Genomic DNA, 14,154 nt, shown 5'->3' with positions numbered 1-14,154 from the left:
CCGATCGTGCCAATCCCGGTGACCGCGACTCCATGACCGCCACTGCCGCAACCACCAGCAGCGCCAGCTCCACCCGGGGCTGGTGGCTGAAGACGCTGCACCGATGGCACTGGATGAGCGCGGCCGTCAGCCTGGCGGCCTTGCTGGTGTTTTCGGCCACCGGCATCACCCTCAACCATGCTGCCCAGATCGAGGCGACCCCGCGCGTGGACACCCGCACCGACACGCTGCCGGCGAGTGTCCTGCGCAGCCTTTCGGGGGATTACACCGAGGGAGCGCCCCTGCCGGCCAGCGTCGTCGACTGGCTGGCAACGGAGATGAACGTCCTTGCCAAGGGCCGCAGCGCCGAGTGGGCGGACGACGAGGTGTATGTCTCCCTGCCCCGCCCGGGCGGCGATGCCTGGCTGGCGATCGACCGCGCCACCGGCGAGCTGGAATACGAACAGACCAGCCGCGGCGTCATCGCCTGGCTCAACGACCTGCACAAGGGCCGCAACACCGGCGCGGCCTGGCGCTGGTTCATCGACCTGTTCGCGGTGGCGTGCCTGCTGTTCGCCCTCACCGGCCTGTGGCTGCTGCACATGCATTCGCGCCAGCGCGGAAAAACCTGGCCGATGGTCGGCCTCGGCGTGGCGCTGCCGGCGCTGCTGATCATCCTTTTCATGCATTGACACCCAGAGGTCCTGCCCGATGCCGCACCGTCTCTTCAGCAAGCCACCTGCGCGCTTGCGTGCAATCGCCACAGCCGCGCTGTTCGCGATGCTGGTCCTGCCCGCCGCGTTGCCAGCCGCCGAGCTGGAGATCAGCGTCGAGATTCCACGCCTGAACGTGTCCGAGTACCACCGCCCGTACGTGGCCATGTGGCTGGAGCGGCCTGACCACAGCGTCGCCGCCAACCTGGCGGTCTGGTACGACGTCGAGATGAAAGCCGGCGAAGGCAGCAAGTGGTTGAAGGACATGCGCCAGTGGTGGCGCCGCAGCGGACGCTCCACGCCTATGCCAGTGGACGGGGTAAGCGGCGCGACGCGCCCGGCCGGACAGCACCAGCTGCGCTTCAACGACGCAAAAGGGCCGCTGAAGGGCCTGCCGCCCGGCAGGTACGAACTGGTCATCGAGGCCGCGCGGGAAGTCGGCGGCCGCGAAGTCGTCAGCGTGCCCATCACCTGGCCCGGCTCGTCCCCGCAGCAGTTGAAGGCCAAAGGCACTTCCGAGCTGGGTCAGGTGCGCGTCTCGATAACGCCCTGAGCCTGCGCCGGCCACATCCACACCGATCCCCAAAGGAATCCGCAATGAACCTCAAGCTCATCGGCATCGCCACTGCCCTCACGCTGTGCCTGGCGCCATCGGCTGCCTCCGCGCACAAGACCTGGCTGCACCCCTCCGCCACCGTGTTTTCCGACACCGGCGCGTGGATGACCGTCGACGCGGCGGTTTCCAACGACCTGTTCTATTTCAACCACGTGCCGCTGCGCCTGGACGGCCTGCAGGTCACCTCGCCCGACGGCAGTCGCGTGGCGCCGCAGAACAGCGCGACGGGCAAGTACCGCAGCGTGTTCGATCTCGAGCTCAACCAGCAAGGCACCTACAAGCTGGCGGTGGTCAACCACGGCATGTTCGCCCAGTACCAGCTGGACGGTGAGAACAAGCGCTGGCGCGGCACCCCTGCCGAATTCAAGACCGGGATTCCGGCGGCGGCGACCGACGTTGAAGTGTCCGAGTCGCTCGGCAGCGTCGAGACGTTCGCCACGGTGGGCTCGCCGACCACGAGCGTGTTCAAGCCGTCTGGCAAGGGCATCGAGATGGTCCCGGTGACGCATCCGAATGACCTGTATGCCGAAGAGACGGCGACCTTCCAGCTGCTGCTCGACGGCAAGCCCGCGGCCGGGCTGGAGGTCGAGATCATCCCCGGCGCGAGCCGTTACCGCGACCAGCCCGAGGAGATCAAGGTGGTGACCGGTGCAGACGGCAACTTCCAGGTGAAGTGGCCGCACGCGGGCATGTACTGGCTGGAGACCACCAGCACCGACGAGCTGACCTCGCTCCCCGAGGCCAGCAAGCGGCGCCTGAGCTACGTCGCCACGCTTGAAGTGCTGCCCCAGTAGGCATGCGTCTCGCGGCTGCCCTGTCAGCGTTGGTGCTCGCCTGCGGAATGTCTGTGGCCGCGTGTGCAAACGCGGCGCTGGCGTCGACGGCTTCAGCGACAGCAGCGGAGACGGCGACGGTCGCGCCGTCCGCGGCCCAGTCGATGCAAAGCATGAACGGGCTGACGATGGGCACGACGTGGTCGGTGACGCTGCAGGCCGATGCGGCGGCGATCCCCGACCTTCAGCGCGGTGTGCAGACGCAACTCGACCTTGTGGTCGCGCAGATGAGCACCTGGGAGCCCGGTTCCGACCTGAGTCGTTTCAATCGCGCGGCGGCCGGCACCCGACAGGCGCTGCCGCCGGAAATGCGCCAGGTCATGGACGCCGCATTTGCACTGGCCCACGACACCGGCGGGGCGTTTGATCCGACTGTCGGCGCGCTGGTGAACCTGTGGGGTTTCGGGCCGGATGGGGAACGCAGGGCGCCTGATGCCGCGTTGCTTGATCGGACCATGACACGCGTGGGCTGGCAACGCCTGAAGCTTGACCCCTCTGGCGTCATGACCCAGCCGGGCGACGCGTATGTGGATCTGTCAGGAATCGCCAAGGGCTACGCGGTCGACCAGGTCACGCGGTATCTGCTGGCGCAGGAAGTACCGGCTTTCCTGGTGGAGGTGGGCGGCGAACTGCGCAGCCACGGCCACAAGCCGGAGGGCACGCCGTGGCGGATTGCCGTGGAGCAGCCCACGTCGGCCGACTTCAACGAGCGCGCAGCGGCCGCGCAACCGGTGGTCGCGCTGGACGGCATGGCCATGGCGACCTCGGGGGACTACCGGCATTTTTTCGCTGAGAACGGGCGGCGTTACTCGCACACCGTTGACCCCCGCAATGGCCAGCCGGTCTCGCATGGCCTGGCGTCGGTATCGGTACTGCACGCCGAGTGCATGCATGCCGACGCGCTGGCGACCGCGCTTACCGTGCTCGGTCCCGCGCAGGGCTGGGACTACGCCCGCCGCCGCAAGCTTGCCGCGTTCTTCGTATGGCACGACGGGGACGGCTTCAAGACGCGCATGACTCCGCAATTCCGCGCCGCGCTCGCTCAGCCATGAACAGCATTCCGACATCTGTCGCATCGTCTCGGGCACACCGTTACCGCCGATCGGTGAGCGCCGGCTCGCTCGGCAACGGTCTGCTGATCCTGGGCTTCGCCGCGATCGCCGCTGCGCTGGCGCGATGGCAGCTCGACACCTGGAGCGCGCCGGTGTGGCGCACATCCACGCTGCTTGGCTCCGGCGCAGTAATTGCCGGATATGCGGGCTTCGTGCGTCTGCTTCGCGGGTCGCGACCTCGTCAAGCAGTGTCCTCGGCTGCCGTCGCGACGTTTGCGGAGGCCGCGGACGAGGCGCAATGGCTGGTGGTTCACGCCAGCCAGTTCGGACAGGCGGAATCGCTCGCCGAGCGGAGCGCTGTTTCGCTGCGGCAGGGGGGACAAACCGCCCGGCTGGCGAGTATTGAGGATCTGGACCTGCCAACCCTGCGAGCCGCGCGCAACGTTCTGTTCGTCGCCAGCACCACCGGCGAAGGCGACGCGCCCGACCCCGCTTTCAACTTCGTTCGCCAATGCATGGATCCCGGCGACGCACGGCTCGACCATCTGCGTTACGGCGTCCTGGCCCTTGGCGACAGCGACTACCAGCACTTCTGCGCGTTTGGCCACCACATCGATCGCTGGCTTCGCGGCGCCGGCGCCCACCCGCTGTTTGACGTGGTCGAAGTCGACGACGGCGATCCCGGCGCCCTGCGCCACTGGCAGTACCTGTTGGGCCGGTTTTGCGGGGCAGCCGACCAGGTTGACTGGGAGCCGCCCACGTACGCACTCTGGTCATTGGACCAGCGTCGGCACCTCAACGACGGCAGCCCCGGCGCACCGGTATTCGATCTGCGCATGTCCCCCGAAAGCCCCGACCACCTGCGATGGCAGGCCGGTGACGTGGCCGAGATAGGCCCGCAGAACCCCGCCGACCACGTCCGCGACTGGCTTGCTGCCTGCGGCCTCGACGGCGATTTACCGGTCACCGCCGGCCCCAGGAACGCGCAGCGCCACCTGCTTTTGGCCGAACTGCTCGCATCCAGCCGCTTGCCTTCGAAGGCCGACGTGCAGGGCAAGGGCGCACAGCAAGTCGCCGATGAGCTCCTTCCCCTGCCCCATCGCGCCTATTCCATCGCGTCCACCCCGGCCGAAGGCTGCCTGCGGTTGCTGGTGCGCCAGACCCGCGATGAGCAAGGATCGCTTGGATTGGGAAGCGGCTGGCTGACCGCGCACAGCGATGCCCCCGGCGCGATCGACCTGCGCATCCGCCGTAACCCCAATTTCCACGCTCCCGGCGACGGGCGCCCCCTGATCCTGATTGGCAACGGCACCGGTCTGGCAGGTCTGCGCGCACTGTTGCAGGAGCGGATCAACACCGGTCGACAAAACAATTGGCTGCTGTTTGGCGAACGCAGCACGGCCCACGACTTCCACTATCGTGAGGACATCGAGTCGTGGCACCGCTCCGGGCAGATCGAACGGCTGGACATCGCGTTCTCGCGCGACACTGCGACACGACGCTACGTCCAGCACCTGCTCGCAGAGCGCGCCGAGGCCCTTCGGGAATGGCTGAACCGGGGCGCGTCCGTTTACGTCTGCGGCAGCCTGAAAGGCATGGCGCCCGCGGTGGACGCTGCACTGGTTTCCATCGCGGGCGAGCCGCTATGGCAAGCCATCCTCGCCGAGGGTCGATACCGGCGGGACGTCTACTGAGCCACTCGCGCACCCGATTACATGGCCGTCCCGCGCACCGGACGCCGCCGGGGTGATGCGTGCTACCAAGGCCTCGCCGCCGCCCTCGAGGGCATAACGCGCCCGCTCGTCCACGTTGGAACGGAGCACAGCCGTGTCGCCGCCCGACAAGCCGGTGAGTCCGCTGCCCCCCGAGAACAGGGCCTGTCCGGCCAGCAGATGCAGCAGCCATGTGTCTCCCACCTCGGCAAACAGCACCATCGACCCCACCAGCGGACGATGCCAGACTCGGACGCCGACCCGGTCGCGTCGCCACATCAGATTGCACACTTGCACCGGTCCGTCGCGAAGCGCGGCACGCACTACCCGCTCACCTTCGAAGCGATGCCGCCCGTGCGGCGGCTCCAGCCCCTCGCGCGCCCCGTCATCGAAACACAGGTCGACACCGTTCCCCGACAGCAGGCATATTTCCCGGTCGACGCCGGGAAAACGCGAGAACGCGGCGTCGGCATCGACTTCCGCGATCGACATGCGCCACGCCCAGTCCGACTCACCTCCAGCCCGACTGATTTCCCTTGTCCAGCCCAGGCCGTTGCGCCAGCGCTCGCGGCGGTAATCGGCGGCTGGAATGACATGCGGATTCATGGCGCGAAGATCGAGGCGGAACGACAGTCTGCCATCTGCGCGGGTTCCGTCGTTGCCAAAGCAGTGCCACCCGCTGCAGATCCCTCTGCAGCGGGTGGCGTACATCCCTGTCCAGGGTTCTCCCCTGAGCGTGGGCAGTCCTTGCCCACGACTCCACCTGTTTCGACATCCCGGTGTCTACGCAGGTGGTGTGTAGTCAGCGCTGGGCTATGTTCCCGGGTGTCTTGCCGGCAGCAGAGAGCGCAATGCGGTCGCGGTTCTTTTCGATGGTCGCCAGGCCGATACCCTTGACCATGGCCAGCTGTTCGACGCTGCGGAACGCGCCGTTGGCTTCGCGGTATTCCACGATTGCCTGTGCCTTGGCCGGACCGATGTTGGTCAGCACCTGGGCGATTTCCGCTGCCTCGGCGGTGTTGATGTTCACCGTCTCCTGCGCCCAGGCGATGCCGGTAAGCAGGATCGACAGCACCAGCGTTTTTGCAATCATCAGCAGTGACTTCATGACCTGACTCCTGTTGGTGGTGTGTGGGGTTCCATCCCCGAAGGCACGTGATCGGTGCCGGTGGATGAACTTTGACCCACCGCCCCATCTGGGGGAATCAACCAAGTCGTCAGGCACGCGTAGGAACGCAACCCGTCATGGGGTAGGGAAATTCCGACGCGAGCGCCGGCGGTACAATGGCTCCCCCTACAGATTCGGGTGCCCAACATGGATGCCAACCAGATCGATTCCGCTGCCATCGACCGCTTCGTGGCCGACAAGTGGGACGCTGAAATCGTCCCCCAACTGGTGGAATACATCCGCATTCCGAACAAGTCGCCGATGTTCGACGCCGACTGGGTTGAGCATGGCTACATGGAGCAGGCCGTCACGTTGATGGAGACCTGGGCGCGCGCGCAGTCGATCCCGGGGATGCAGATCGAGGTCGTCCGGCTGGAAGGCCGCACCCCGTTGATCTTCATCGAGATTCCGGCCGCCAATGGCGGCAGCGACGAGGATTGCGTGCTGCTCTACGGGCATCTGGACAAGCAGCCGGAGATGACCGGTTGGGATGACGACCTCGGCCCGTGGAAGCCCGTCATCAAGGGCGACCGCCTTTACGGGCGTGGCGGCGCAGACGACGGTTACGCGATCTACGGCTCGCTGACCGCGGTGATGGCGCTGCACGAGCAGAAGCTGCCGCATGCCCGCTGCGTGGTCCTGATCGAGGCCTGCGAGGAGTCCGGCAGCTACGACCTGCCGGCCTACGTGGACCACCTTGCCGAGCGCATCGGCAAGCCGTCGCTGGTCGTCTGCCTGGATTCGGGCTGTGGCAACTACGAGCAGCTGTGGTGCACCACCTCGCTGCGCGGCCTGGCCGGCGGCAACTTCACGGTCAAGGTCCTCAGCGAAGGCGTCCATTCCGGCGACGCGTCCGGCGTGGTGCCGTCGAGCTTCCGCCTGCTGCGCCAGTTGCTGTCGCGACTGGAAGACGAGAACAGCGGCCGGATCATCGTCGAAGGTCTGCATGCGGAGGTTCCTGCCGAACGTCTGGAGCAGGCGCGGCAGGCGGCCGGTGTGCTGGGCACCGCGGTGTACGACAAGTTCCCGCTGCTCGACGGGATGCAACCGATGGACGAGGATCTGGCCGAACTGGTGCTCAACCGGACGTGGCGCCCGGCACTGTCGGTCACCGGGATCGATGGCATGCCCTCGCTGGACTCGGCGGGGAATGTGCTGCGCCCGCACACGGCGGTGAAGTTGTCGCTGCGCCTCCCGCCCACTCTGGACGGCAAGCGTGCCGGCGAGATCCTCAAGCAGACGCTGCTCGACAATCCGCCCAACGGCGCGCATGTCGAGCTGGAACTGGAGAAGTCCTCGACCGGCTGGAACGCGCCGGCGCAGTCGCCGTGGCTCACCCAGGCGATCGAAGGCGCCAGCCAGGCCTGTTTCGGCAGGCCGGCGATGTACATGGGCGAAGGCGGCTCGATCCCGTTCATGGGCATGCTGGGCGAGAAGTTCCCCGGCGCGCAGTTCATGATCACCGGCGTACTCGGACCCCACTCCAATGCCCACGGTCCCAATGAATTCCTGCATATTCCGATGGGCAAGCGGGTCACCGCCAGCGTCGCCCACGTGATCACCCGTCACCACGAAGCCGGACAGCGCGGGGAGACCACCGGTGTGGCCGCCGCTGGCAGCGTGCAGGAACGCGGCGATCATGGCTGCTGCTGAGTGACGGGCAGCACGCCAACGCGGGCGCTGCACCCATCTGCGCTGTAACGGAGAACGCCATGTTCAACGGAGTACTGGGTTACGTGGCCGGCGGCGCGCTCATCGGAATCCTCGCCCGGCTTTTGAAACCCGGCCCGGACCCGATGGGCTGGATCATGACCATCGTCCTGGGCATCGTCGGCGCATTGGCCGGCAGCTGGCTGGCCACCGAGATGGGCGTCACCAGCCGACTGCTGGTGTGGGCGTTGGCCATCATCGCCGCGATGGTCCTGCTGGTAGTGCAGGACATGGTCCGCGAACGCCGCCGCTCGACGCGCCGCTGATCCACCTCGACCCCATTAACCCCATCGCCTGCCGCCTTCCCGGCGGCCATCGGAGATTGCATGAACCAGGTTGTTGCCGAGTCCCGCGAGCGCGCGGATGCGCGTCTTGACTGGGCCCGCCGCGCGTCCGGCCACCCCGCGCTGACGCTTCAGCGCGCATCGATGGATGCGGGTTTCCGCAGTTACTGGCGCAGCGCAGGACACGACGGCACGCCCTGGATCGTGATGGACTCGCCGCCCGACAAGGAGGATGTCGCGCCGTGGCTGCGCGTGCGCGACCTGCTGGAACGCCACGACGTGCGGGTGCCGCGTGTGCTCGCCCAGGACGAACGCACGGGGTTCGTGCTGATGGAAGACCTGGGTGGGCCGACCTATCTGCAGGTGATCACCGCGGACAATGCGGATGCCCTGTTCGATGCGGCGATCGGCGAGTTGCTGAAGCTGCAGGCGCTGCCGTGCGCCGCCGACCTGCCCGCCTACGATGATGCCCTGCTGGCGCGCGAATTGGCCCTGTTCCCGGGCTGGTTCCTTGATCGCCACCTCGGCATCGAATTGTCCGCAGCCGAGCAGGTGGCGCTGGCTGAGGCCAACCGGTTCCTGGTCGATGCCGCGCTGGCCCAGCCGCAGGTATTCGTCCACCGCGATTTCATGCCGCGCAACCTGATGCCCGTGTACGCGGGACCGGCCGTGCTCGACTTCCAGGACGCGGTGCGCGGTCCGATTGCCTACGACCCCATCAGCCTGTTCAAGGATGCGTTCCTGAGCTGGCCGGAAGCGAAGGTCGAGGAGTGGCTTGGCCGTTACCACGCGCGCGCAGTCGCCGCGGGCCTGCCGGTGCCGGCACTGGACCGCTTCCGCCGCGATGCCGACCTGATCGGCGTCCAGCGTCACCTGAAAATACTGGGCATCTTCGCCCGCCTCTGGCATCGCGACGGCAAGCCGCGTTACCTAGCCGACGCACCGCGCTTCATTGGTTACGTGGACGCCGTCCTGCCGCGATACCCGCAGCTCGCCGGGCTGGCCGGGATCATCGATCGGCATGTCAAACCGGCGATGGCAGCCCACCCGTTCCAGCCGCCGGCATGAAGGCCCTGATCCTGGCCGCCGGCCGCGGCGAGCGCATGCGGCCGCTGACCGACCGAGTGCCGAAACCGCTGCTCAGCGTCGGTGGCAAGCCGTTGATCGTGTGGCACCTGGAGCGACTTGCCGGCATCGGCGTGCGCGAGGTGGTGATCAACACCAGTTGGCTGGCGGACCAGTTCGAGCCCGCGTTGGGTGATGGACGCCAGTGGGGGCTGACACTGCGCTACTCGTACGAAGGGCCGGAACCGCTGGAAACCGGCGGGGGCATGTTGCGTGCGCTCGACCTGCTGGGTCACGAGTCTCCGTTTATCGCCGTGAACGGTGATGTGTGGAGCGATTTCGACCCCGCATTATTGCCAGGACAGCCGACGGGCGAGGCCCACCTGGTGCTTGTCGACAACCCGGAACACAACCCGGAGGGGGACTTTTCACTGGGTGACACGGGCCAGCTGTCGATCGACGGCCCCAAACGGCTGACCTTCGCCGGCATCGGTGTCTACCGGCCGTCCCTGCTGGCGAACTGGCGCGACGTGATCGACGCTGCCGGGACCTCCCCCGCCACCCAGCCCGCGCGGTTTCCTCTGGCGCCGCTCCTGCGCCATGCAATGCGCACGGGCGCAGTCACCGGTGAACATCACGCGGGCCAGTGGACGGACGTGGGCACGCCCCAGCGACTGGCCGAACTGGACGTATCGCTCAGCCGTTGAGGACCTGACGCAGGAATGGCACGGTAATCCGTCGCTGGGCGGCCAGTGACGCGCGGTCCAGCCGGTCCAGCAAGGCGGTCAAGCCAAGCAGGTCGCGCTCGACGCGCTTGAGCAACCATTCCAGCGCCGCATCCTCCAACACCCAGCCGCGACGGCGCGCGCGCTGGCGCAGCACCTCCCGGCGCCCATCCTCGTCCAACGATTGCAGATTGATCCGGCTGCATTGGGACAGCCGCGAGCGCAGGTCAGGCAGAACCAGCGCCAGCTCATCAGGATTCCCACGCGCGGCATAGACAATGCAGGTTCCGGCGGTACGGGCGCGATTGTGGACATCGAACAGGGCGATTTCGTCCTCGCGCTGACCGGCGACCGCATCCAGTCCGTCCAGAGCCAACAGGTCATTGCCCTCCAGGGCTTCCAGCGCATCGCGCAGGCGACCGGCCGCCACTGCAAGCGGCAAGTAGGCCGCACGGCGGCCAGCCGCTTCTGCCGCGGCGCATGTGCCCAGCAACAGATGGGTCTTGCCGGCACCGGCCGGACCGGCGAGATACAGCCAGTCGTCAGCCTCGCCTGTCGCCAGCGCGATCAACTGCTCGAGTGCGCCCGCCGGCGGATCAACGAACGTATCCAGTCGCTGGTCGGCGGGATAGCGCAACGCCAAGGGCAATTGCGGTACGCCCGAATCCGGCAGTGCCGCACCCGGAGAACCTGGCGCAGGGCAGGCTGGAGAACCCGGATTCACTCGCCCCTTGGCTCCGAGGCGACCACCGGGACCGTCGGCTCGTCGCCGACCATGATCATCGGTGAAGGAGCGCCGGCGTAGAGGCGGCTGTGGGTGTAGCGTTCCTCCGCGTAGCGCAGCAACACGTTCACCACCGCTGCGCACGGCAGGGCAATCAACATGCCGAGGAAGCCGAACAACTGGCCGCCCGCAAGCACGGCAAAGATCACCGCCACCGGGTGCAGGCCGATGCGATCGCCGACCAGCTTCGGCGTCAGCCAGTAGCTTTCCACCAATTGGCCGACGCCGAACACCACCAGGACCGCCAGAAAGTGCTGCCAGTCCCCGTATTGCACGACCGCAGCGATGCAGCCCAGCACCAGCACCGTGGCCGGCCCAACGTAGGGAACAAAGGTCAGGATGCCGCCGATGATGCCGATCAGGATGCCCAGGTCCAGGCCAACGCCCCACAGTCCTACGGCGTAGATGACGCCCAGCGCAAGCATGACCAGGAACTGCCCACGCAGGAATCCACTCAGCACATCGCTTGACTGGGTGACCAGCCGGGTGACGGTCTGCAGATGATCACGCGGGATCAAGGACGCCACGCGCGCGACCAGCAGGTCCCAGTCGCGCAGGGCGAAAAACGTCACCACCGGCAGCAACGCGATGTTGGCCGCCAGCGCGATCAGGGCAAAACTGGAGCGCGACATGTAGCCCAGCAGGTTGCTGGCAAATCCGCCCGCACTCTCCCAGTTGGACCGGATCAGTTCAATCAGGTGATTGAGGTCCAGCCACCCGGTGATCTCCATGCCGGTGCGCATCTCGACCCACGGCATGGCGGTGCTGATGATCCAGTGCTGGTAGCCGGGGATGGAGTCGATCAGGGTCATGATCTGCTCCTGGATCAGCGGCACTAGCAGCACCAGGCCAAGCACCACAAAGAGCGTCATCGCAGTGAACACGAGCAACACCGCGGTGTTGCGCGAACGCCCGGCCCGCTCCAGCCGGTCCACCAACGGGTCGCCCAGCCAGCCCAGCAAAGCGCCCAGCACGAACGGGGACAGCACCGGCGACAGCAGCCACACCAGCCAGCACAGCGCCACCGCGAGTGCCGCCCATTGCAGCCGCCGCAGGAAGCGGGCGATTTCGACCAGCGGATCCGTGTTTTCCATCAGTGGAGCGTATAGACCGGCACGGAACCCGAGGCAGTCACGGGCTGACCGTCAGTGGCGTCCGTTCCTGGCATGCCGACCGCCCCGATGGATGTGTCCCGGCCGCTGTCGAGCGCGGCAAGAACGCCATCGCGCTCCACCATCATGTTGAACCCGCGCACGCCCGACAGCAGGTCCAGGTCGAACTCCATGCGCTGGGCGGTCGCCAGCGCCGGGCGCATGCCGCGCACCACGGTGAGACCTTGCAGGTAACCGGACAGGCGCACATAGTCGTCGGCGCTGCGCAGCCCCGTGAAGGCGATACGGTAGGTACCGGCCGGACCGGTGTCAGGACGCTTGGCATAGCGTTTCATCAGCGCATCAGCGCTGCCATCGGCACCGGTCGCCATCAATTGCGTGGCGCTGGCGCCGCTCTCCGACCAGCGCGACAACACCTTGCCGTTGTCCACGAAGATCCAGTCCGCCGTCCAGCCGCCACTGCTGCGGTAGAGCTTGCCGATCAATTGCATCGGCGGGCTGTAGCGCTGCGAGGCACGCGCCACGGCTGCGGTGTCGCCGCGCCAGATAGCTCCCACCACGGCCTTCTCGGCCGCGCTGCCGCCTGGAAGCCCCAGCCGGTAGCCACGCTCGATGGCCCGGTCCAGGGTGGAGCGCGCGGCATCGGCGCTCTTGACGTCCACCAGGCGCGGTCCGCTGCCATCATCGATGGCCAGCCACAGCACGGGTTTCGGTCGCGGCTGTGGCCAGACCGGCAGCGCCAGCGTCAATGCCAGGTCATCAACGGCGGCTTCATCGAACCGGACCACCAGCATCGTCTTGAAGCTTGGCGCGCCGCTGGCGGAGCGGCCCTCGTCCTGGCGGTAGTCAAAACTGCGCACGTATTTCTCGGCCTGGCGCAGTTCGGCGCCCACGCCGGGTCGCGACGCCGCGCCGCGGTCGCCCGAAAGCTTGCCCAGCACCTGGACAAGCGCCCGCGAGAATGCCCGGCGACGCTCGTCCGCGCCCTGCCCCTTGACCGCCACTTCGGCGTTGTAGGCTCCCTGCGCGACGGCACGATCGCCTTCCACGCGCTGCGCGGACGCGCCGAAACTGGCGGTCACCAACATGGCGATGCACGCCCAGATCAGCCATCCGGCGGGCGTCCGATTCCCTCGTCGCAAGACCGCACCGCGGCGTTCGCCGTCGCTTTTCGTGCCCGTCGCATACGCCATGGTGGTTCCCGTCAACTCGATGCCAGTTCGAAATGGTGCCGCACCGCCGCCGCGGCGTCCATTCGCACGGGCCACGGGCGCGCTTGACTGCTAAAATCAGCGGCTACCCGCGCCCTCGAGCCTGCCGTGACCGCACCGTCCACACCTGCTGCCGCCCCCATGACCTATCGCGATGCCGGAGTCGACATCGACGCGGGCAATGAGCTGGTCGAGCGCATCAAACCCTTGGTGAAGCGCACTTTCCGCCCGGAGGTGATGGGCGGGCTGGGCGGCTTTGGCGCCCTGTTCGACCTGTCCGGCAAGTACCGCGAGCCGGTACTCGTGTCGGGCACCGACGGCGTGGGCACCAAGCTGAAGCTGGCCCAGCAGTTCAGCCGCCACGACACGATCGGCATCGATCTGGTCGGCATGTGCGTGAACGACGTGCTGGTGCAGGGCGCCGAACCGCTGTTCTTCCTGGACTACTTCGCCACCGGCAAGCTCGACATCGAGACCACGGTTGCCGTGGTCGGTGGCATCGCGCGCGGCTGTGAACTGGCCGGCTGCGCCCTGATCGGCGGCGAGACCGCGGAGATGCCGGACATGTATGCCCCCGGCGAATACGACCTGGCCGGGTTCACCGTCGGCGCGGTCGAGAAGTCCGAGCTGCGCGACGGCAGCCGCGTCGCTGCGGGCGACGTATTGATCGGCATCGCGTCTTCGGGCCCTCATTCCAACGGCTATTCGCTGATCCGTCGCATCTTCGATCGCGCCGGGCGTCCGGACGATGTGGACTTTGACGGCACGTCGCTGATCGATGCACTGATGGCGCCCACCGCGCTTTATGTCAAACCCGTCCTGGCGCTGCTGCGCGGCGAACACGGCCGCGCGGTGCATGCCATGGCCCACATCACCGGCGGTGGCCTGACCGAGAACATCGTCCGTGTGGTGCCGGAAGGCCTTGGCGTTCGCATCGAGGCGTCGACCATCGTCCTGCCGCCCGTGTTCGAGTGGCTGCAGCGCGAAGGCGTCGTGGCCGACGCGGAAATGTGGCGCACCTTCAACTGCGGCATCGGCTTCGTGCTGGTGGTGCGACAGGACACGGCGGCAGCCGTTGAATCCACCCTCGATGGCCTCGCGCTGTCGCACCGGCGGATCGGTGAGGTGGTGGCGGCCGGCGCTGACGAGCGCGTCCGGATCGGCTGATCCGACCGCCCGGTGATCCCCCT

General features: G+C 67.3%; 15 protein-coding genes. 10 read left to right on the top strand and 5 right to left on the bottom strand.

Features of this window, described 5'->3' with window-relative positions:
- The first annotated feature begins 32 nt into the window (after positions 1 to 32).
- The 5 genes from INQ42_RS04095 to INQ42_RS04075 all read left to right on the top strand — a co-directional run bounded on the left by INQ42_RS04095 (position 33) and on the right by INQ42_RS04075 (position 4,887).
- The gene (locus tag INQ42_RS04095; protein WP_194035744.1) at positions 33 to 671 is read left to right on the top strand and encodes a PepSY-associated TM helix domain-containing protein; all 639 of its coding nucleotides are present in this window, start codon (positions 33 to 35) and stop codon (positions 669 to 671) included.
- A 55-nt stretch (positions 672 to 726) separates the two neighbouring features.
- A complete protein-coding gene (locus INQ42_RS04090) occupies positions 727 to 1,245 on the top strand; it encodes a DUF2271 domain-containing protein (protein WP_228064476.1) in 519 nt (172 codons plus the stop codon).
- A 44-nt stretch (positions 1,246 to 1,289) separates the two neighbouring features.
- Entirely contained in the window at positions 1,290 to 2,102 is an 813-nt protein-coding gene (locus tag INQ42_RS04085) for a DUF4198 domain-containing protein (RefSeq protein ID WP_194035261.1), read from the top strand.
- A 152-nt stretch (positions 2,103 to 2,254) separates the two neighbouring features.
- Positions 2,255 to 3,193: an FAD:protein FMN transferase gene (locus INQ42_RS04080; protein WP_228064428.1), complete on the top strand. Its 939-nt coding sequence runs from the start codon at positions 2,255 to 2,257 to the stop codon at positions 3,191 to 3,193.
- Positions 3,194 to 3,246: 53 nt separating this feature from the next.
- Complete coding sequence (locus INQ42_RS04075) at positions 3,247 to 4,887, top strand: sulfite reductase subunit alpha (RefSeq protein ID WP_228064427.1); 1,641 nt, start codon at positions 3,247 to 3,249, stop codon at positions 4,885 to 4,887.
- Here the strand turns inward: INQ42_RS04075 and INQ42_RS04070 are convergent.
- Positions 4,837 to 5,511, bottom strand: a complete 675-nt coding sequence (locus INQ42_RS04070; protein WP_194035743.1) for a HutD/Ves family protein — start codon at positions 5,509 to 5,511, stop codon at positions 4,837 to 4,839. The genes INQ42_RS04075 and INQ42_RS04070 overlap by 51 nt on opposite strands.
- Before the next feature lie 196 nt (positions 5,512 to 5,707).
- Positions 5,708 to 6,013, bottom strand: a complete 306-nt coding sequence (locus INQ42_RS04065) for a ComEA family DNA-binding protein (protein ID WP_194035258.1) — start codon at positions 6,011 to 6,013, stop codon at positions 5,708 to 5,710.
- Positions 6,014 to 6,235: 222 nt separating this feature from the next.
- Here INQ42_RS04065 and INQ42_RS04060 point away from each other — a divergent pair, with 222 nt between their 5' ends.
- Genes INQ42_RS04060 through murU form a run of 4 tightly spaced genes read left to right on the top strand, consistent with a single transcriptional unit; the run spans position 6,236 to position 9,839 of the window.
- On the top strand, positions 6,236 to 7,726 hold the full coding sequence (locus tag INQ42_RS04060; RefSeq protein ID WP_194035742.1) for a M20 family metallopeptidase: 1,491 nt from the start codon (positions 6,236 to 6,238) through the stop codon (positions 7,724 to 7,726).
- A gap of 59 nt (positions 7,727 to 7,785) precedes the next feature.
- Positions 7,786 to 8,049: a GlsB/YeaQ/YmgE family stress response membrane protein gene (locus INQ42_RS04055; RefSeq protein ID WP_194035257.1), complete on the top strand. Its 264-nt coding sequence runs from the start codon at positions 7,786 to 7,788 to the stop codon at positions 8,047 to 8,049.
- Positions 8,050 to 8,109: 60 nt separating this feature from the next.
- The gene (locus INQ42_RS04050; protein WP_194035256.1) at positions 8,110 to 9,135 is read left to right on the top strand and encodes an aminoglycoside phosphotransferase family protein; all 1,026 of its coding nucleotides are present in this window, start codon (positions 8,110 to 8,112) and stop codon (positions 9,133 to 9,135) included.
- Positions 9,132 to 9,839 carry an N-acetylmuramate alpha-1-phosphate uridylyltransferase MurU gene (gene murU, locus INQ42_RS04045; RefSeq protein WP_194035255.1) on the top strand — a complete coding sequence of 236 codons (708 nt, stop codon included), beginning with the start codon at positions 9,132 to 9,134 and terminating at the stop codon, positions 9,837 to 9,839. The genes INQ42_RS04050 and murU overlap by 4 nt, the downstream gene beginning before the upstream one ends.
- On the opposite strand, the gene hda is transcribed toward murU, so the two are convergent.
- The 3 genes from hda to INQ42_RS04030 all read right to left on the bottom strand — a co-directional run bounded on the left by hda (position 9,829) and on the right by INQ42_RS04030 (position 12,841).
- Positions 9,829 to 10,500 (bottom strand): DnaA regulatory inactivator Hda, encoded by a 672-nt coding sequence (hda, locus tag INQ42_RS04040; protein WP_248285389.1) that lies wholly within the window; start codon positions 10,498 to 10,500, stop codon positions 9,829 to 9,831. The genes murU and hda overlap by 11 nt on opposite strands.
- 77 nt (positions 10,501 to 10,577) lie before the next feature.
- Positions 10,578 to 11,735 (bottom strand): AI-2E family transporter, encoded by a 1,158-nt coding sequence (locus tag INQ42_RS04035; RefSeq protein ID WP_194035254.1) that lies wholly within the window; start codon positions 11,733 to 11,735, stop codon positions 10,578 to 10,580.
- Positions 11,735 to 12,841, bottom strand: a complete 1,107-nt coding sequence (locus INQ42_RS04030) for a DUF2066 domain-containing protein (RefSeq protein WP_194035253.1) — start codon at positions 12,839 to 12,841, stop codon at positions 11,735 to 11,737. The genes INQ42_RS04035 and INQ42_RS04030 overlap by 1 nt, the downstream gene beginning before the upstream one ends.
- 264 nt (positions 12,842 to 13,105) lie before the next feature.
- Between INQ42_RS04030 and purM the strand changes: the two genes are divergently transcribed.
- A complete protein-coding gene (gene purM / locus INQ42_RS04025) occupies positions 13,106 to 14,131 on the top strand; it encodes a phosphoribosylformylglycinamidine cyclo-ligase (RefSeq protein ID WP_194035252.1) in 1,026 nt (341 codons plus the stop codon).
- Positions 14,132 to 14,154 lie beyond the last annotated feature (23 nt).

It is taken from the genome of Lysobacter avium (assembly GCF_015209745.1).
Lineage (GTDB): Bacteria > Pseudomonadota > Gammaproteobacteria > Xanthomonadales > Xanthomonadaceae > Novilysobacter > Novilysobacter avium.
The sequence above is the reverse complement of the archived record's forward strand: the minus strand, read 5'-3'. Positions and strand labels throughout refer to the sequence as shown.